The sequence below is a fragment of the Rhodoplanes roseus genome, from assembly GCF_003258865.1.
Classification (GTDB): Bacteria; Pseudomonadota; Alphaproteobacteria; order Rhizobiales; family Xanthobacteraceae; genus Rhodoplanes; species Rhodoplanes roseus.
Window position 1 is genome coordinate 1 of record NZ_NPEX01000017.1, and the last position, 17,122, is coordinate 17,122.

At 68.2% G+C, this 17,122-nt stretch carries 19 protein-coding genes; 13 read left to right on the top strand and 6 right to left on the bottom strand.

Annotated features, from left to right (window positions below):
- Positions 1-418 precede the first annotated feature (418 nt).
- From phaC to CH341_RS04205, 5 genes are all read left to right on the top strand, one after another.
- Positions 419-2,194 (top strand): class I poly(R)-hydroxyalkanoic acid synthase, encoded by a 1,776-nt coding sequence (phaC, locus tag CH341_RS04185; RefSeq protein WP_342634997.1) that lies wholly within the window; start codon positions 419-421, stop codon positions 2,192-2,194.
- Between the two features lie 228 nt (positions 2,195-2,422).
- Positions 2,423-3,112 (top strand): CBS domain-containing protein, encoded by a 690-nt coding sequence (locus tag CH341_RS04190; protein ID WP_111417775.1) that lies wholly within the window; start codon positions 2,423-2,425, stop codon positions 3,110-3,112.
- A gap of 107 nt (positions 3,113-3,219) precedes the next feature.
- Positions 3,220-3,471, top strand: a complete 252-nt coding sequence (locus tag CH341_RS04195) for an AbrB/MazE/SpoVT family DNA-binding domain-containing protein (protein WP_111417776.1) — start codon at positions 3,220-3,222, stop codon at positions 3,469-3,471.
- Positions 3,468-3,866, top strand: a complete 399-nt coding sequence (locus CH341_RS04200) for a type II toxin-antitoxin system VapC family toxin (RefSeq protein ID WP_111417777.1) — start codon at positions 3,468-3,470, stop codon at positions 3,864-3,866. The genes CH341_RS04195 and CH341_RS04200 overlap by 4 nt, the downstream gene beginning before the upstream one ends.
- Positions 3,867-4,117: 251 nt before the next feature.
- Entirely contained in the window at positions 4,118-4,534 is a 417-nt protein-coding gene (locus CH341_RS04205; protein ID WP_111417778.1) for a hypothetical protein, read from the top strand.
- Between the two features lie 53 nt (positions 4,535-4,587).
- Here CH341_RS04205 and argC read toward each other — a convergent pair whose 3' ends face one another.
- Positions 4,588-5,646 carry an N-acetyl-gamma-glutamyl-phosphate reductase gene (argC, locus tag CH341_RS04210; protein WP_111417779.1) on the bottom strand — a complete coding sequence of 353 codons (1,059 nt, stop codon included), beginning with the start codon at positions 5,644-5,646 and terminating at the stop codon, positions 4,588-4,590.
- A gap of 228 nt (positions 5,647-5,874) precedes the next feature.
- Here argC and CH341_RS04215 point away from each other — a divergent pair, with 228 nt between their 5' ends.
- Both CH341_RS04215 and CH341_RS04220 read left to right on the top strand, forming a co-directional pair.
- Complete coding sequence (locus CH341_RS04215) at positions 5,875-6,264, top strand: type II toxin-antitoxin system RelE/ParE family toxin (protein WP_245430872.1); 390 nt, start codon at positions 5,875-5,877, stop codon at positions 6,262-6,264.
- Positions 6,261-6,611 (top strand): helix-turn-helix domain-containing protein, encoded by a 351-nt coding sequence (locus CH341_RS04220; RefSeq protein ID WP_111417781.1) that lies wholly within the window; start codon positions 6,261-6,263, stop codon positions 6,609-6,611. Before CH341_RS04215 ends, CH341_RS04220 begins: the two co-directional genes overlap by 4 nt.
- Before the next feature lie 202 nt (positions 6,612-6,813).
- Here the strand turns inward: CH341_RS04220 and CH341_RS04225 are convergent, their stop codons facing one another.
- From CH341_RS04225 to CH341_RS04240, 4 genes are all read right to left on the bottom strand, one after another.
- The gene (locus tag CH341_RS04225; RefSeq protein ID WP_111417782.1) at positions 6,814-7,809 is read right to left on the bottom strand and encodes an MBL fold metallo-hydrolase; all 996 of its coding nucleotides are present in this window, start codon (positions 7,807-7,809) and stop codon (positions 6,814-6,816) included.
- A 136-nt stretch (positions 7,810-7,945) separates the two neighbouring features.
- Positions 7,946-8,494 (bottom strand): DedA family protein, encoded by a 549-nt coding sequence (locus CH341_RS04230; protein WP_425376147.1) that lies wholly within the window; start codon positions 8,492-8,494, stop codon positions 7,946-7,948.
- Positions 8,495-8,669: 175 nt separating this feature from the next.
- Positions 8,670-8,957 (bottom strand): hypothetical protein, encoded by a 288-nt coding sequence (locus CH341_RS04235; RefSeq protein ID WP_111417783.1) that lies wholly within the window; start codon positions 8,955-8,957, stop codon positions 8,670-8,672.
- Between the two features lie 13 nt (positions 8,958-8,970).
- Positions 8,971-10,314, bottom strand: a complete 1,344-nt coding sequence (locus tag CH341_RS04240) for a S8 family serine peptidase (RefSeq protein ID WP_111417784.1) — start codon at positions 10,312-10,314, stop codon at positions 8,971-8,973.
- Positions 10,315-10,523: 209 nt separating this feature from the next.
- On the opposite strand from CH341_RS04240, the gene parE reads away from it, so the two are divergent.
- The 3 genes from parE to CH341_RS04255 all read left to right on the top strand — a co-directional run bounded on the left by parE (position 10,524) and on the right by CH341_RS04255 (position 14,055).
- Positions 10,524-12,614, top strand: a complete 2,091-nt coding sequence (gene parE / locus CH341_RS04245; RefSeq protein ID WP_111417785.1) for a DNA topoisomerase IV subunit B — start codon at positions 10,524-10,526, stop codon at positions 12,612-12,614.
- 132 nt (positions 12,615-12,746) lie between these two features.
- Positions 12,747-13,298, top strand: coding sequence for a GNAT family N-acetyltransferase (locus tag CH341_RS04250; protein WP_111417786.1), 552 nt, complete (start codon positions 12,747-12,749; stop codon positions 13,296-13,298).
- A gap of 280 nt (positions 13,299-13,578) precedes the next feature.
- Positions 13,579-14,055, top strand: coding sequence for a DUF2199 domain-containing protein (locus CH341_RS04255; protein ID WP_170149466.1), 477 nt, complete (start codon positions 13,579-13,581; stop codon positions 14,053-14,055).
- A gap of 161 nt (positions 14,056-14,216) precedes the next feature.
- Here CH341_RS04255 and CH341_RS33585 read toward each other — a convergent pair whose 3' ends face one another.
- Positions 14,217-14,987: a hypothetical protein gene (locus tag CH341_RS33585; protein WP_146604366.1), complete on the bottom strand. Its 771-nt coding sequence runs from the start codon at positions 14,985-14,987 to the stop codon at positions 14,217-14,219.
- Positions 14,988-15,129: 142 nt separating this feature from the next.
- Between CH341_RS33585 and CH341_RS04260 the strand changes: the two genes are divergently transcribed.
- The 3 genes from CH341_RS04260 (at position 15,130) to CH341_RS04270 (ending at position 17,092) form a co-directional block, all read left to right on the top strand.
- A complete protein-coding gene (locus CH341_RS04260) occupies positions 15,130-15,372 on the top strand; it encodes a DUF2442 domain-containing protein (RefSeq protein WP_111417788.1) in 243 nt (80 codons plus the stop codon).
- 516 nt (positions 15,373-15,888) lie between these two features.
- Positions 15,889-16,500: an acetate uptake transporter gene (locus CH341_RS04265; protein WP_111417789.1), complete on the top strand. Its 612-nt coding sequence runs from the start codon at positions 15,889-15,891 to the stop codon at positions 16,498-16,500.
- Positions 16,501-16,531: 31 nt separating this feature from the next.
- Positions 16,532-17,092, top strand: coding sequence for a cache domain-containing protein (locus CH341_RS04270; RefSeq protein ID WP_245430873.1), 561 nt, complete (start codon positions 16,532-16,534; stop codon positions 17,090-17,092).
- Positions 17,093-17,122: the final 30 nt, after the last annotated feature.

Below are 17,122 nucleotides of genomic sequence, written 5' to 3' on the forward strand. Positions count from 1 at the left end.
GCCGCATCTCGACCGCGCCGGCAACGGCGCGGCCGGCCCCACCCAATCCGCGGTCGAGCCGGCACCGCTCGCCGAGGCGACGCCGCCGGCCGGGTTCGAGAAGGCCGAGCCGCCCCACGAGGGTCCCGGCACGTCGACAGCCGACATCGCGGCCGCCGCCGAGGCGGCCGGCGCCCCGCCGCCCCTGCCCGAGGCCGCTCCGGCCGCCCGGTTGGCGGAGGCGCAGGTCGAGACCCGGGTCGAGACCCGGTCCGAGCCCAGGCTGGAGGCCGTGCTCGAGCTCAAGGCTGCGCCGACCGTCGAAGCCGCCCAGGTCGAGCCCATCAAGGTCGCGGCCGCCAAGGTCGACGCCGTCAAGCCCGAGAAGCCCAAGAAGGCCGCCAAGCCGGAGGCCGACCAGACGCCGCCGCATGTCGACATCGAGAAGTTCGCCACCAACGTGGCCCGCATGATGGAACAAGGCGGCCGGGCCCTGGCCGCCTTCATGAAGCCGCGCGAGGAAGGCAAGATCCACGACGAGCCGCCCCAGCAGGTCGTCGACATCGTGACGACCTTCGGCAAGGTGATGGAGTACTGGATGCGCGACGCCAAGCGGGCGATCGAGCTGCAGACCTCCATCGGCCACGCCTATCTGGATCTGTGGGCCAACACGATGCGGCGGCTCGCCGGCGAGAGCCATCCGCCGATCGCCACGCCGGATCCACGCGACCGCCGCTTCTCCGACCCCGAGTGGTCGAGCAACACCTATTTCGACTTCCTCAAGCAGGCCTATCTGGTGACCAGCCGGCTCGCCAATCATCTGGTCGAGGACGCCGAGGGCCTCGATCCGCTGACCCGGCGCAAGGCCGACTTCTACATGAAGCAGATGGTCAACGCGATCGCGCCGTCGAACTTCGTCTTCACCAATCCCGAGCTGCTGCGCCTGACGCTCAAGTCGAACGCCGACAATCTGGTGCGCGGCATGACCATGCTGGCCGAGGACATCGAGGCCGGCCACGGCGAGCTGAAGATCAGGCAATCCGACAACTCGCAGTTCGAGGTCGGCCGCAACCTCGCCGTCACGCCCGGCAAGGTGGTCTATCAGAACGAGCTGATGCAGCTCATCCAGTACACGCCGACCACCGAGACGGTGCTCAAGACGCCGCTCCTGATGGTGCCGCCCTGGATCAACAAGTACTACATCCTGGATCTCAACGCCGAGAAGTCGTTCATCAAGTTCTGCGTCGACAACGGCGTCACGGTGTTCATCATCTCGTGGGTCAATCCGGACGAGCACCTGGGCGCCAAGACCTTCGCGGACTACATGCGCCAGGGTCCGCTGGAGGCGCTCGACGTCGTGCTGAAGATCACCGGCGAGCCCTCCGCCCACACGCTCGGCTACTGCGTCGGCGGCACCATGCTGTCGGTGACGATGGCGTATCTGTCGGCGACCACCACGGCGGAGCGGATCCGCTCGGCCACCATGTTCACGGCCCAGGTCGACTTCGAGAAGGGCGGCGACCTCAAGCTGTTCACCTCGGACGAGGGACAGATCGAGGCGATCGAGCGGCGGATGGCGGAGATCGGCTACCTCGAGGGCGAGAAGATGGCCATGATCTTCAACTTCATGCGCTCCAACGACCTGGTCTGGCCCTACATCATCTCGAACTATCTCAAGGGCGAGCAGCCGTTCCCGTTCGACCTCCTGTACTGGAACTCCGACTCGACCCGGATGCCGGCGGCCAACCACTCGTTCTACCTGCGCAACTGCTACCTGGAGAACAACCTCAGCCAGGGCCGCATGGAGATCGACGGCACGGCGCTCGACCTCGAGAAGATCCTGGTGCCGATCTACACGGTGGCGACCCGCGAGGACCACATCGCGCCGGCCGAGTCCGTCTATATCGGCGCCGCGATGTTCGGCGGCGAGGTCGAGTTCGTCTGCGCCGGCTCCGGCCACATCGCCGGGATCATCAACCCGCCGGCCGGACGAAAATACCAGTACTGGACCGGCGCGCGGCCCTCCGGCGACAGCGGCGACAGCGTCGAGGCGTGGATCAAGCGCTCGACCGAGCATCCCGGCTCGTGGTGGCCGCACTGGCTGGAGTGGATCCGCCACTTCGACCCGACCGAGGTGCCGGCCCGCATTCCCGGCACCGCCGAGTTCCCGCCGATCGAGGACGCGCCCGGCAGCTACGTGAAGGTGCGGAGCTGATCAGGACGACGTGCGTGCTCGCAACGGCGGCTGCCTCACCCTCTCTCCGTTGGGGAGAGGTGAGCGGGCGCATGGCGGCTCCGCGCGGCATGGCGTGACGAAGTTGCGCGCCGTCAATGCGCCCGGCGGCGGCCGGTCGAGACTGCTGTCGACGACCGTGTCTCTTCGGCCGCTCTCCATCGGCCGGACAAGAAACATCGAACAATCTCGCACGCCAGGAGTCCCGCCATGAAAGCCTCCGACATCATGTCCACCAGCGTCATCACGGTGACGCCCGACACGTCCGTGCAGGACGTGGCCGAGATCCTGCTGAAGAACCGCATCAGCGGCGTGCCGGTGGTCGACCCGGAGGGACGGCCGATCGGCATCGTCAGCGAAGGCGACCTGCTGCGTCGCGCCGAATCCGGCACCGGTCACGAGCGCTCGTGGTGGCTGAAGCTGCTGATGGGCCGCGAGGTGCTGGCCGCCGAATACGTCAAGGAGCACGCCCGTCGCGCCGCCGACGTGATGACGCGCGAGCTGGTCACCGCGACGCCCGACACGCCGGTCGCCGAGATCGCCAGCCTGCTCGAGCGCAACCGCATCAAGCGGGTGCCGATCCTGCAGGGCGGCAAGCTGGTCGGCATCGTCAGCCGCGCCAACCTGCTGCACGCGCTCGCCACCCAGCGCCGCCAGGCCGCGACGAGCCCGATCGCCGACGCCGATCTGCGCAAGCAGATCATGGCCCGCCTGGAGGCGGAGCCGTGGCTGGCCTCCAGCCTCGTCAACGTCACGGTGACGGACGGCGTCGTCGACACCTGGGGCGTCGTCGACTCGCCGGCCGAGAAGCAGGCTCTGCGGGTGGTGATCGAGGAGACCCCGGGGGTGAAGTCGGTCAACGACAACCTGGTGATCCGCCCGGTCGTCGCCGGGGTGTGAGGCGCCGGCGTGTGACGCGTCGGGCGTCCGACCGCGCCGGGATCTTGAAAGTAAGGAAATATCGCCTTACTTTCAGCAGACGATCCCTGTGCTCGGAGGAGACCGGCATGAGCGCCCTCACCGTCACGGCGAAGGGTCAGGTGACGCTGCGCAAGGATCTGCTTCAACATCTCGGCGTCCGCCCGGGCGACAAGGTCACGGTCGAGAAGCTTCCGGACGGCCGTGTCGTGGTGGCGGCGCAGCGTCGCGGCGGCGCCATCTCGGACGTGTTCGGGCGGCTGAAGAGGGCCGGCGGCCCGGCGCTCTCGGTCGAGGAGATGAACGAGATCGCCACGCGCGGCTGGGCCGGCGAGCGATGAGAATCACGGCCGACACCAACGTCCTGGTCCGCGCCCTCACGGAGGACGATGCCGCCCAGAGCGCGGTGGCGCAGCGGCTGCTGGCGGAGGCCGAGCTCGTCGCCGTGCCGTCGCCGGTGCTGTGCGAGCTGGTCTGGGTCCTGTCGAAAGGCTACCGGATCCCGGCAGCCGAGATTTCCGATGCTCTCCGCCGCCTGATCGACAGCCCCACCGTCGCCGTGAACCGGCCGGCCGTGGACGCTGGCCTCGCCTTGCTCGACCGAGGCGGCGACTTCGCCGACGGCGTCATCGCCCACGAAGGGCGCTGGCTCAGCGGGCGGACTTTCGTCTCCTTCGACAAGCAGGCCGTGACGCGGCTCGCCGAGGCGGGAGAGCCCGCGCGGCTCCTCGCCTGAGACGACCCCGCCCCGCACTGTGGCCGAACCGTGACTGTCCCCACCCGACGCGCCGATTGGTGAACGTCCGCCCGCTCCCGAACGACGAATTGCGTCGACCCGGACAGCGGTCTCGTAAGTCCTATCGGCTAGATCCTGGAATGGAGAGTCGCTCCTGCGGCGGGCCGTCGGCCCGAGCGGGGCGGCCGTGACTCGGTCTCGCGCGGTGGATCCTCCACCCGACGGACCGACGACGACAGGGAAGACGTGCCTTGCGAGCCCAGCGTGTCGCCAGCAAGACGGCGTTCCGCCGCCCCGCCGCCAACGACAACCGCCGCGAGAGCTGCGGCGTCCGGATCGCGCGACGGAATCTCCTGGCCAGCAAGACGGTGGTCGCCTGCGCGGCGGCCGCCACCCGGACGGTGCGTGAAGCCTTCTACGCGGCCGAGCACGCCTGGGCGATCGACGGCCTGATGCAGGCGGTGGCGCGGCAGGATTTCTCCGGCTGGAGCTGGGGCGACGAGACCGCGAGCCCCGACCGCTGGCGCCTCGCCCGCCGCCGCCTCGAGCTGCACAACCTCCCCGATCCGACCGCCTTCGAGCAGACGCTGACCGAGGAGCTCGACCGCCTGTGGGTCGAGCTCGCCGTCCCGTTCCCGGACCGGGCCGGCCGATCCGAGAGCGCCTGACCGCCGCCGGACGAGGCGGCGCAGCGCGCCGATCCGCGCGTCGTACCGTTCCCTCAGGGGAACAGCGCGATCTGCTCCAGGCCGAGGGCTTCTGGGAAGCCGAGCATCAGGTTCATGTTCTGCACGGCCTGGCCCGAGGCGCCCTTGACCAGGTTGTCGAGCGCGGCGCAGACGATGGCGCGGCCCGGCACGCGGTCCTTGGCGACCCCGATGAAGGTCATGTTGGAGCCGCGCACGTGGCGCGTCTGCGGCATCTCGCCGAACGGCAGCACGTGCACGAAGGGCTCGTCCGCATAGGCGTCGACCAGGATCGCGTAGAGCTCCTCGGCCCCCCTGCCCTCGGTGCCGCGGACATAGATGGTCGAGAGGATCCCGCGGTTCATCGGCACCAGATGCGGCGTGAAGGTGGGCAGCACCTCGCGACCCGCCGCCTTGGAGAACTCCTGGTCCAGCTCCGCCATGTGCCGGTGATGCCCGACGCCGTAGGCGTGGAAGCCCTCCGACACCTCGGAGAACAGCATCGCCTCCTTGGCGGCGCGCCCGGCCCCGGTCATGCCCGACTTGGCGTCGATCACGATGGCGTCGAGATCGATGGCCGCCGCCCGGATCAGCGGCAGCAGCGGGAGCTGGGCGCAGGTGGTGTAGCAGCCCGGGTTGGCGACCAGCCGGGCGCCCCTGATCTTCTCGCGGTAGACCTCGACCAGCCCGTAGACGGCCTCGCGCTGCAACGCCTCGGCCCGGTGCGCATGGCCGTACCAGCGCGCATAGGCCTCCGGGTCGAACAGCCGGAAATCGGCCGAGAGATCGACCACCTTGGTGTTCGGCGCCTTGTCCAACAGCGTCTCGATCACGGTCTGGGTCGTCCCGTGAGGGAGGGCGCAGAAGACGAGGTCGAGCCCGGCGCTCGGCCAGTCGGTGTCGTCGATGGAGACGAGCCGCGGCAGCGCGTAGGGCGAGAACTGCGGGAACACGTCCCGCATCGCCTGGCCGGCGCGGCGGTCGGCGGTCAGGAGGGCGATGTCGACGCGCGGATGGCGCAGCAGCAGGCGCAGCAGCTCCGAGCCCGTGTAGCCCGAGGCGCCGAGAATGCCGATATTCGCCCTGTCCGCCATGACGTGTCCTTCCGGATCGCAGATCTGCCGGATCGCAGAATGCGGCGGAGACATAGCCCCTCGATGCCACAGGGAAAAGACCCCGTCGGCGGATCGCGGGGCCGGGATGCGCTTTCGCGTCACGCGGTCGGCCAGCGCGGCAGGAGCTTTCCGCGGGCGCGCTCCTCGCATCCACGAGGACGAACTCATCTCCTTGACAAGGTTATGGGGGTATCCCCATATCGAGAGGTGAGGATCGAACGCCCCGACCCGAAACCCTGCATCTTCATCGGCTCCAGCCGTAAGGACCTGAAGCGATTCCCGGAGAAGGTCCGGAACCGCATGGGCTACGCCCTGAGCCGTGTGCAGGAGGGCGACGAGCCGCTCGGCGCGAAGGCACTGAAGGGATTCGGCGGACGTACGGTCCTGGAGCTGATCGAGGATTTCGACACCGACACCTATCGGGCCGTCTACACAGTGCGATTTTCCGGTGTGGTCTACGTCCTTCACGCCTTCCAGAAGAAGGCCAAGACGGGCGTCGCCACTCCTCTCCACGAGATCGATCTGATCAGATCACGGCTGCGCGATGCCGAGATGCATTACCGGGCGCACCGGGGGAAACCAGGGAGCACGCCATGACCAGGAAGAGCAGCACGCGGCTGCCCGCGCACGAGGTCGGCAGCGGAAACGTGTTCGCCGACCTCGGCCTGCCCAACCCCGAAGAGCGGATGCTGAAGGCCGGCATCGTCGCCGAGCTGCACCGTTCGATCAAGGATCGCGGCCTCACCCAGGTCAAGGCCGCCAAGCTCGTCGGCATCTCCCAGCCCGATCTGTCCCGCCTCCTGCGGGGGGACTTCGAGGACTATTCGGCCGAACGTCTGTTGAAGATGCTCACCGCATTCGCCCAGGACGTGGAGATCGTCGTGAAGCCCCACCGACGGACCGGCGAGGCCGGACGGATCACGTTCAGACCCACGGCCGTGTGACGACCTCACGGGGCTTCGGCCACGTCTCGGCAAAGCGCGCCGCAAGCGGCTTGCTCCCCCCGTCCCGTGTCCCGGACGCGGTGCAGCGCGAAGCGATGCAGCGCAGAGCCGGGACCCAGGGCGGCCCGGCGAGGCGGTCCGGCGCAGCGACGGTGGGCCCCGGGGTGGAAGGGCCGCGCGGCCGCAGCCCGGCCGAACGCCGTCAGAGCGTCGGGCTCCAGGCGATCGGCACCAGGCGGTAGTTGCTGGCGCCGTCCTTCTCGACGTAGCCGGCGGCCGGGAACGGGAAGTGGAAGCCCTGCACCTGGAGCTTCTCGGCCGAGGCCATGTCGAACAGGCGGCGGCGGGTCTTCTCGGCCTGGTCGGCATCCATGTCGAACATCGCGTGCCAGCCCGGATTGCGCACGAACAGCGCCGGATGGTTGGTCACGTCGGACTGGATCAGCGTCTTGGCGTTGCCGGAGGCGAGCACGAAGGAGGTGTGGCCCGGCGTGTGGCCCGGCGTCGCGATCGGCGTGATGCCGGTGACCAGCTCCTTGTCGTGGGCGTAGGGCGTGACCTTGTTGCCGAGCGCGCCGAACACCCGGCGGGCATTGGCGAAATTCGGCTTCAGGCCGTCCGAGGCGCGGCTCATGGCGCCGTCGTCGGACCAGTAGGCCCACTCGGGCTGCGGCACCAGGATCTCGGCATTGGGGAAGGCCGGCTTGCCGTCGGCGGTCAAGAGGCCGTTGATGTGGTCGCCGTGGAAATGCGAGATGACGACGGCGTCGACCGCGCCGAGATCGATGCCGGCGGCGGCGAGGTTCTTGTGGAACTGGCCGACCGCGCCCTTCGACTGCTCGAAAGCGGCCGGGCCGTTGCCGGTGTCGATCACCACCAGCTTGCCGCCCGTGTTCACCACCAGCGGGTTGAACACGATGGTCATCTTGCCCGGCTCCATGTAGGCGGCCTGGAGCGCGGCGTCGATCTCGTCCTTCTTGGCGTTCTTCACGAAGCCGTCCGGCATCGGGAAGGTGCGGGCGCCGTCGGTCGCCACCGTCACCTCGAGGCTGCCGATCTTGTAGCGGTAGACCCCGGGCGCCTGGCTGGTCGCCGTCGGGACGGCGGCGGCCGCGGGCTGCGCCGTCAGCGGCAGGTTTGCGCCGGCCGCGCCGAGGGCGGCCCCGGCCAGGATCGTGCGTCGGGTCATGTCGCTCATCCTCTTCACTCCAGGTCGTTTGCGGTCTGTCGCGTCGATCAAGGGGATGCGGGGGTTTGCTCAGGACCGTGGAGAGGCCCGGAGCCGCGCAGCGTCCTCATACGATGGGACGGAGGCGTGCGCACGACACGGCGGATCACGCTCCGGTGAACCACTTCAAGCCGAGGGTTCCGGGCACCAGCAGCACGGCGGCCCAGACGAACGCCGAGGAGAAGTTCGCCGCCTGGAAGTGCCACCAGGGCATCACGAAGATGCCGGCGACCAGCGGCACCGAGGCGCGCAGCGGCCCGAAGAAGCGGCCGATGAAGATCGCCGCCACGCCGAACTTCTTGATGAAGGCCTCGCCCCTGGGCAGCAGGTCGGGATAGCGCGACAGCGGCCAGACATGGGCGACCTTGTCCTTGAAGGTGAAGCCCAGCCAGTAGGACAGCCAGTCGCCGAGCGCGGCGCCGATGGCGGCCGCCACCCAGATCGGCCAGAACTCGAGCCCGCCCAGGCCGATCAGCGCGCCGATGCCGATCAGCGCCGCCCAGGCCGGCACGATCAGCGAGAAGAAGGCGAGCGACTCGGCGAAAGCCAAAAGGCCGACCACCGGCGCGCCCCACGCCTGGTTGGCGCGCACGAAGTCGATCAGGATCTGCGTGTACTGTTCGATCATGTCCGGGAACAGATGGGAGCCGAGCATCGACGGGGGTAGGCTCCCGGCTGCGCGAGGGGCGCGGCGCCGTGACGCGCCGCCGGGCGCCCTGCCCCGAAAAACCCACGGCCGCGCCGGCGGCGCCACCGTTCGGGATGATTTCACGGCGGCCCCCGGTTGTCACGCGCCGCACTGCCGCGCCCCGCGGCGGCCGGACGGCGCGTCAGCGGCGACCGGTCTTGCCAGGACCGGCCGGCTGGGGCGGACCGAAGGGCGCGATATCGGGGTTGGAGAACGGCCCACGATAGGCCTCGCCGGCCGGCCCGGCCGGGGGAACGCGGTCGGCGCGCACCTCGACGGCGAAGAGGTCGCGCTCCGGATCGACCGGGACGACGCCGAAGCCGGCGTCGAGATCGGCGGGACCGAGGCCGAGCTGGGTCGCCGCCTCGGCGAGCGTCGGCGGCCCGCCTCGGCCCGTCACCGTCATCAGCGCCGTCCTGGGCTCGCCCATCGGGCGCCTCCGCTCACACGCCGGCGCTCTGGCCCGCCGCATCCGGGTCGATAATGCCGTGTCCGTAATTCCTGTTCCAGCCCGGCCCGCCCTGCACCTGGCGGGCCGTCGTGGTGATCTGCGCGAACAGGTTCCGGGGCGGCATCGCCTGCGACGACAGGCGGGTGCGCAGCGCCGCGACGCATCCGGCCGCCACCGGGCAAGCCGCCGAGGTGCCGCTGTCCGGCGCCCCCTGCCCGAACGCCTCCGACCCGAGGAAATGCGTGTAGGCCGTGACATCCGGCTTCTGCTGGAACATGCCGGCGATCGAGGGGCCCTGCGACGAGTAACCGACCCGCGTGTCGGTGACGTCGCAGCCGGCGAGCGTCAGGACGTCGGGGCTGGCATTGGCACCCATGATGGTCTCGGTGGTGCGGGCCTGACAGCGGCCGTCGGCACACTCGCCGCCGCAATTGCCGGCCGCGAACAGGATGTCGGCCCCGGCCCGCGCCAGCACGCCGACGATCAGACTGAACGGGTGGTTCGGATTGTCGATGTAGCGGCCCGGATGACCGGGCGGGAAATCCCAGCTCGGATGGAAGATGCCCCAGCTGTTGTTGACCACCAGGGCCTTGTAGCGCAGCGCCCCACCGGGCGCGAAGGCGACGGCCCAGAACGCGATGAGCTGGGCGAAGGCCTGAAGGGCGACGCTCAAGGTGCTGCCCGTCACCGAGCCGCCCGGCGCCGTGGTGGCGAGGATCGGGTAGTCGAGCAGCGTCGCCTTCGGCGCCGCGATCAGTACGTCGTAGGCGCACATGGTGCCGTGATCGACCGGATGCTTGCCGGGACCCGAGGTGGCCCCGGCCGGCGTCCATGAATTGCCCGCGTCGAAGCGCGGAAAGGCACCGAGCTTGCGCTGCAGATGGGCGAGGTTGATCCCGGTGTCCATGATCGCCACCGCGACGCCGTCACCGTCGAGGCCACGGGCCGCGAGCGTCGGGACGTTCAGCTTGGTGGCGACGTCGGCCGCCTTGCCGACCGGCGGCGTGCCGCCGCAGGTGAGGAACGGCGCGATGACCGGATCGGCGAAAAGCGGCCGGCCGCCGCTCTCGGTCGGGATCTCGCCGGGATCCTCGGCGTCGATGAAGCCGCGGACCGCGAAGTTCTGCGACTGCGCCGGCGCCAGCGTCTCCAGCGTCGCCCCTGCGGTGACGCCCTTTCCCACTGGCACGGCCGGAAAGGTGGGGTCGAGGGTCAGGCCAGGCGGCATCGTCGTGGCGTCGAGGGGAATTTGCGACGCGCGGCGGTCCGCCGCGGCGATCGCCGATTCGACCAGGGGCTCTTGGGCGGGCAGGATCGCGAGCACGGGGATGCGCATGCCATCTCCTCCTGTCGTAGGACACCGCGGGAGTATGGCGAGGTTGCATTGATCGGCAATTCACAACCCTGGCAGGTTGTTGCAAATCGGAAGTTGCCGCGTCGCGGCGTATCCCGCCACGAACGCGCCACATCTTCGCCCGGACGCGTGGCATAGTGCGGGCCACCGATTCGAACACATCCTGAACAGACAGTCCGACCGACATCCCGATGGCCAAACCCGTCTCGAAGAAAGAGTCCTCCGACCTGTTCGCCGCCGGAGGCGTTCCGGCCGTGCGCCGTCCGACCGAGCCGGCCAAGCCGGCACCGAAGGCGGAGCCCAAGCCGGACCCGAAGTTCGACGTGCGCCGCAACGCCGCCGAGGGCACCTACACGGCGCAGGACATCGAGGTTCTGGAGGGGCTGGAGCCGGTGCGGCGCCGGCCCGGCATGTATATCGGCGGCACCGACGAGCGCGCCCTGCACCACCTCTTCGCCGAGGTGATCGACAACTGCATGGACGAGGCGCTGGCCGGCCACGCGACCTTCATCGAGGTGTCGCTGGAGGCCGACGGCTGGCTGACCGTGTCGGACAACGGCCGCGGCATCCCGGTCGACCCGCACCCGAAGTTCCCCAAGAAGTCGGCGCTCGAAGTCATCATGTGCATGCTGCACGCCGGCGGAAAGTTCGACTCGAAGGTCTACGAGACCTCGGGCGGCCTGCACGGCGTCGGCATCTCGGTGGTCAACGCGCTGTCCGAGCGGCTGGAGGTCGAGGTCGCCCGCCAGGGCCAGCTCTACCGCCAGGTGTTCGCCCGCGGAAAACCAGTCGGCGACCTGGAGAAGCTCGGCAAGATCAACAACCGGCGCGGCACGCGGGTGCGCTTCAAGCCCGACGCGACGATCTTCCCGAAGTCGCGCTTCAGCCCGCAGCGCCTGTTCAAGATGTCGCGCGCCAAGGCCTATCTGTTCGGCGGCGTCGAGATCCGCTGGCACTGCGACGTCAGCCTGCTGGCCGGCATCGAGGGCGTGCCGACCGAGGAGACGTTCCACTTCGCCGGCGGCCTGAAGGACTATCTGGCCAACGCCGTGGAGGGGCAGACGCTGGTGCATCCCGACCTGTTCACCGGCCAGACCGGGCGGCCGGGCCAGAACGGCGCGGTCGAGTGGGCGATCGCCTGGACGGCGGACGGCGACGGCTTCGTCTCCTCCTATTGCAACACCATCCCGACGCCCGAGGGCGGCACCCACGAGTCCGGGCTCCGCTCGGCGCTGCTGCGCGGCCTCAAGGACCACGCCGAGCGCGTCGGCCAGGGCAAGCGCGCCGCCGCCGCGACCTCCGACGACGTGATGAACGGCGCCGGCGCGATGCTGTCGGTGTTCGTGCGCGAGCCCGAGTTCCAGGGCCAGACCAAGGACCGGCTCGCCACCGGCGAGGCGCAGCGCATCGTCGAGAGCGCCGTCAAGGATCAGTTCGACCACTGGCTCGCCGGCAACCCGAACCAGGCCAACAAGCTCCTGGACTGGGTGGTGGAGCGCGCCGAGGAGCGCCTACGCCGCCGTCAGGAGAAGGAGACGGCGCGAAAATCCGCCGTCAAGAAGCTGCGGCTGCCCGGCAAGCTCGCCGACTGCCAGCTCACCGCGACCGAAGGCTCGGAGATCTTCATCGTCGAGGGCGACTCGGCCGGCGGCTCCGCCAAGCAGGCGCGCGACCGCGCCCGGCAGGCGGTCCTCCCGTTGCGCGGAAAGATCCTCAACGTGGCGAGCGCGACGCGCGACAAGCTCGCCCAGAACCAGCAGCTCGCCGACCTGGTGCAGGCGCTCGGCTGCGGCACCGGCGCGAGCTATCGCGACGAGGATCTGCGCTACGAGAAGGTGATCGTGATGACCGACGCCGACGTCGACGGCGCCCACATCGCCTCGCTGCTGATCACCTTCTTCTACCGCCAGATGCCGAAGCTGATCGAGGACGGGCACCTCTATCTCGCGGTGCCGCCGCTCTACCGCCTGTCGCACGGCGCCAAGACGATCTACGCCCGCGACGACAAGCACAAGGACGAGATCCTGGCGAAGGAGTTCCGCGCCAACGCCAAGGTCGAGATCGGCCGCTTCAAGGGCCTGGGCGAGATGATGCCGGCCCAGCTCAAGGAAACCACCATGGACCGCAAGACCCGCACGCTGCTGCGGGTCAAGCTCCTGGCCGACGACCGCGCCGACACCGCCAAGTCGGTCGAGCGCCTGATGGGCTCCAAGGCCGAGACCCGCTTCGCCTTCATCCAGGAAAAAGCCGAGTTCGCCTCCGACGAGATGCTGGACGTGTGAGCGGAGCACGGCATTCGTCGTGAGCCGGGGACGCGGCCGCGCCTCTGCGCTTCACCTCTCCCCGACGGGGAGAGGTCGGGCCGCCGGAGGCGGACCGGGTGAGGGGGTGCCGCCCTCACCTTCGGCGCCAGGATGAACGTCCACCCGTGCACGCAGGCTCTGCGGATCATGTCAGGCACGACGAACGTTTCGATCAGGTCCGCGCACCCCGATGACGCGCCGGCGCTCGGCGCCCTCCTGACCGAAAGCTACACGGCCCTCCTCGCGCCGCGGTACGAGGCCGGGCTTCTGAGCCGCGCGCTGCCCCTGATGACGCGCGCAAACCCGCGCCTGCTGGCCTGCGGCACCTATTACGTGGCCGAGACTGCGAACGGCGCCCTGGTCGGCTGCGGCGGCTGGACGGCGGAGCGGCCGGGGACCGGCACGCTCACCGATGGCGAGGCGCATATCCGCCACTTCGCCACCCATCCGGCCCGGGTCGGAACAGGCATCGGAACGAGGCTGCTGGAGCACTGCATCGGTGAATCCGCGCGCGCCGGGTTCCGCCCCCTCCTCTGCTTCTCGACCCTGAACGCCGAAACGTTCTACCGACGCTCCGGCTTCCTCCCGATCGCCCCGCTCGCCGTGCCCCTCACCGCAGACGTGAGCCTGCCCGCCGTCCTGATGAGACGCGACGCGATGTAGGCGCGGCTGGACGCGGGCTCGATCCCACGCCTGGATGAACGGCGATCGACGTCCGGGATCGTCACGCACGGTCCTGCGGCAGGGCCGCTTCGTCGGGTCGAGCCTCGCCCGGTCGTCCCGAGGCGCCCGGCGGAGCCGGGCCTCGAAGGATGCGTCAGGCGGGGGAGCCGAAGGTGATGCACGCCGACATGACTCCGTCGGTTGTCCCCTATTGCCCTCTTCTCCGCCGCCGCCGGTTATGCTACCTCCGGTTGCATTACCGTATGACAGGGGCGGGGCCATGCTGAACTACACCTGGACGTGCCGCTGCTGCGGACAGCCGCAGGAGGGGCTGCCGCTCGCGTGGGGGAGTCCGACACCGGGCCCTTATGACGCCTTGCCGGACGGCGAGCGCGAGAGCCGCGCCGTCATCAACGCTGACTGCTGCATCATCGACGATCGCGAGTTCTACATCCGCGGCCTGATCGTGTTGCCGATCATCGGTCGCCCGGAGGACTTCCAGTGGATCGTCTGGTGCTCGGTGTCCGAGGACGACTATCAGCGGCTCGGCGAGAGCTGGGACGATCCGGACCGCGCCCGAACCGCTCCCGTGGTCACCTGGCTGGCCAGCGCCCTCTCCTCCTACGAGCCGGGCACGCTCGGCCTGAAGGCCATGTTGCACGTCCGCGATCCCGGCCTGGCCCCGCTGGTCGAGCTCGAGCCGACCGACCATCCGCTCGCCGTCGAGCAGCGCGAGGTATCTCCCTCGCCCACGTGATCGCCATCGCCGAGCGGAACCTGTTTCACGGAGACTGAGCGACAGCAGCGACGTAGCCCGGCTGGAGCGCAGTCGTAGGGTGGGTGGAGCCGAAGGCGATACCCACCGACGCGATGGCGCGCCAATGATGGGTATCGCCTGCGGCTCCACCCATCCTACGCCTAAAATGGAATATCATCGTCCAGATCGGCTGGACGATGGGAAGCCGCTTCGGACGAGCGGAGCGCTTCTTTCCTGGGTCCGGTTATCGCCATTGGGGAAACCGCAGATGGCAATCGCCGCATCTCGTCTTCCGCCTGCTTTGCTTCACCAACAGACCGCAATATATTAGTAATTAGCTTATTAGCCAAATCGGCAGTCGCACCAAATCCACCCGGAGCGCTAACAAGCGTAATTGCCAGAACCGTGACGGCCATAAGGCTCAACCGTCTTTTTTCGAGCTCGGATTCGAATTCATCCAACTTTCGAAGAAGCGCGTTCCGTCGGATTTCATCAACACCCTCCGCTTTCTCAATCAACTCTCGCAGGTGAAATATATAAGTACGGATCGCACTTTTCGTATCCGGAGATATTAAAACAGAGTCCTTCTTTACTCTAGAATTATTATCAAGCAGAATCTGAGTTAAATAATGATCCAGATCAGACCCGAACTGCCGATGAGCATCAGCATCGAAATCTTTAATTCGCGGAACTGAAAGCGATGCAATTGGCTCAATACTGTAGTTTTTTGCAGCAGCGACCACTACATTCATAAAACCCTGGCGGGCCTCTTGAAGCTCATCCCATCCGCCGGGATCGTCGGAACTGATCTCCGAGGTTCTTTCTCTTAACCTCGCCTTGGCAATCCGAACGAATTCAATGAAAGCCGCAGGCGGGTCATGATCCGGGAGGTCTTCGATCTCAGCTTGGGAAATGAAATCGAAAATCATCATCTTTCAGCTGCCCTCAAAAAAGAGTGCTTGATTGCCCATCGAACCGAGGCCGCGGCGCGCTCTATGATTTGCGCTTCGATCTGCCGAGTTCCGAGGTCAATCTACATTATGTACTTTCGCCTGTCGTTCCTGGAGGCGTGGCATGCCCATTTCGGCCGTGAAGCGTGATCCGACCGCCGTGGCCGTCGCCGTGACGGACGATCGTCTGGTGGTCACGCTGGCGGACGGGCGGGAGGTCGCGGCGCCGCTGGTGTGGTTTCCGCGCCTCGTCGACGCGACGGCGGCGCAGCGCGGCCACTGGCGGCTGATCGGCCGCGGCCAAGGCATCCACTGGCCCGATCTCGACGAGGACGTGTCGGTCGCGAGCCTGTTGAAGGCGAGCTGAGCCGCGAGCTTTCAAGCCGTTATACGAAGTCCGCCTGATCAGTTCCGTGTCATTCCGGGGCGCGCCGAAGGTGCGAACCCGGAATCCAGCGGCAACTGCCGTGTTTGTGGCTGGATTCCGGGTCCGGCGCTTCGCGCCGTCCCGGAATGACCGAGGCGCTCGCACAAAATCCGTATGAGAGCGGTTGGCGGTAGCGAGGGCTGCGCGCGTCGGCCGCCCGCTTCGTAGCCTGGATGGAGCGCGAGCGACATCCGGGGCGGGCCGCAACACGGATCCCGGGTTTCGTTTCACTCAACCCGGGCTACGGGCTACGGGCACGGGCTACGGGTGCTCGTGGTCGACATTCGATCGCGCCACCGGGGTCCTGATCAGAATTTCCAGCACATGAGACAACAACTATAATTCACGCACTACCACGAACACACCCTTTGCTTGCAGCCTTCCGGCCGCCTCGGCATAGTTGGGGGCGCGCTCGCGCTGCGTCACGTCGCGGGCCGCTCAGGGGGAGTGCGTCGCATGGCAGAGCAGAAAGTCGGAAATCCCGCCGTGGTCGGGCTGGCCGGATTCGGCCTCACCACGATGGTGCTGCAGTTCCACAATGTCGGCTGGATGGGCATCGGCCCGGTGGTGTGGCTCGGGCTGATCTTCGGCGGCTTCGCCCAGATGGTCGCCGGCCTGCAGGAGATGAAGACCGGCAACAATTTCGGCTACTGCGCCTTCACGGCCTATGGCTGCTTCTGGATCGCGCTGGCGCTGCTGCTGATCGGCAACCACTACAATCTCTACGTCTCCAGCAAGAGCGACATCGGCTGGTTCCTGATCGCCTGGACGCTGTTCACGGCGATCCTGTGGGTCGGGGCGCTGCGCATCTCGGGCGCGCTGGCGCTCACCTTCACGCTGCTGCTCGGCGGCTTCGTGCTGCTCGATCTCGCCCATTTCGGCTTTCCCGAGCTGACCGTCGTGGCCGGCTACGAGCTGATGCTGTGCGCCGCCATGGCCTGGTACATTATGGCGCATCTGATCTTCGCCGACGTGTTCGGCCGCGATGTCCTGCCGGTGGGCAAGCCGTGGCTCCGCGCGCCCGCCGCACCGGTCGCGACCCTGAAGGTCGCCGGCGCAACAGCCTGACGCGACACGAGCGAACAGTCGGAGAGTCATCATGCGCGCAAGGACACTGATGGTGGCCGCCGCGGCGGCGCTCGCCGGTGCGGCCGGCTTCCTGCCCGGCATCGCCGCGGCGGCCGAGGACGCGGCGTCGCCCGAGGAGGTGGTCGCGAAAGTGGGGGCGGCCTCGCGCTTCCTCAACGAGAAGGGCGCCTCGGGCATCGCCGAGTTCAACAATGCCAGCGGCCGCTGGGTGTGGAAGGACTCCTACGTGTTCATCTACGACTGCCGGCTCGACCGCATGGTGGCGCATCCGCTGCGGCCGGATCTGGTCGGCCGGCCGATCATGCAGATCACCGACAACAACGGCCGTCTCATCTTCAAGGATCTGTGCAAGGCCGGCGGCGACAAGCGCGGCGGCTGGGTCGAGTATCTGTGGACCCGGCCGGGCGCCGGCGGCGTGTCGCGAAAAATCTCCTACGCGCTCGGCGCCGACATCGCCTTCTCGACCGGCCTCCAGGTGGCCGCCGGCGTCTACGACGACACCGCCTCGGCCGCCGCTCTCGCCAAGCTCACCGACAAGATGGCGGACCCGGCCAAGTATCCGGCGCACTGACTGATCCAGGGTATCGATCGGCGATCCACC

Bases quoted from the DNA above. Each gene is read 5' to 3' on its own strand.
- CH341_RS04190 (WP_111417775.1), top strand. From the start codon at position 2,423: ATGAAAGCCTCCGACATCATGTCCACCAGCGTCATCACGGTGACGCCC.
- CH341_RS04195 (WP_111417776.1), top strand. From the start codon at position 3,220: ATGAGCGCCCTCACCGTCACGGCGAAGGGTCAGGTGACGCTGCGCAAG.
- CH341_RS04200 (WP_111417777.1), top strand. From the start codon at position 3,468: ATGAGAATCACGGCCGACACCAACGTCCTGGTCCGCGCCCTCACGGAG.
- argC (WP_111417779.1), bottom strand. From the start codon at position 5,646: ATGGCGGACAGGGCGAATATCGGCATTCTCGGCGCCTCGGGCTACACG.
- CH341_RS04220 (WP_111417781.1), top strand. From the start codon at position 6,261: ATGACCAGGAAGAGCAGCACGCGGCTGCCCGCGCACGAGGTCGGCAGC.
- CH341_RS04225 (WP_111417782.1), bottom strand. From the start codon at position 7,809: ATGAGCGACATGACCCGACGCACGATCCTGGCCGGGGCCGCCCTCGGC.
- CH341_RS04230 (WP_425376147.1), bottom strand. From the start codon at position 8,494: ATGCTCGGCTCCCATCTGTTCCCGGACATGATCGAACAGTACACGCAG.
- CH341_RS04235 (WP_111417783.1), bottom strand. From the start codon at position 8,957: ATGGGCGAGCCCAGGACGGCGCTGATGACGGTGACGGGCCGAGGCGGG.
- CH341_RS04240 (WP_111417784.1), bottom strand. From the start codon at position 10,314: ATGCGCATCCCCGTGCTCGCGATCCTGCCCGCCCAAGAGCCCCTGGTC.
- parE (WP_111417785.1), top strand. From the start codon at position 10,524: ATGGCCAAACCCGTCTCGAAGAAAGAGTCCTCCGACCTGTTCGCCGCC.
- CH341_RS04250 (WP_111417786.1), top strand. From the start codon at position 12,747: ATGAACGTCCACCCGTGCACGCAGGCTCTGCGGATCATGTCAGGCACG.
- CH341_RS04255 (WP_170149466.1), top strand. From the start codon at position 13,579: ATGCTGAACTACACCTGGACGTGCCGCTGCTGCGGACAGCCGCAGGAG.
- CH341_RS33585 (WP_146604366.1), bottom strand. From the start codon at position 14,987: ATGATGATTTTCGATTTCATTTCCCAAGCTGAGATCGAAGACCTCCCG.
- CH341_RS04260 (WP_111417788.1), top strand. From the start codon at position 15,130: ATGCCCATTTCGGCCGTGAAGCGTGATCCGACCGCCGTGGCCGTCGCC.
- CH341_RS04265 (WP_111417789.1), top strand. From the start codon at position 15,889: ATGGCAGAGCAGAAAGTCGGAAATCCCGCCGTGGTCGGGCTGGCCGGA.
- CH341_RS04270 (WP_245430873.1), top strand. From the start codon at position 16,532: ATGCGCGCAAGGACACTGATGGTGGCCGCCGCGGCGGCGCTCGCCGGT.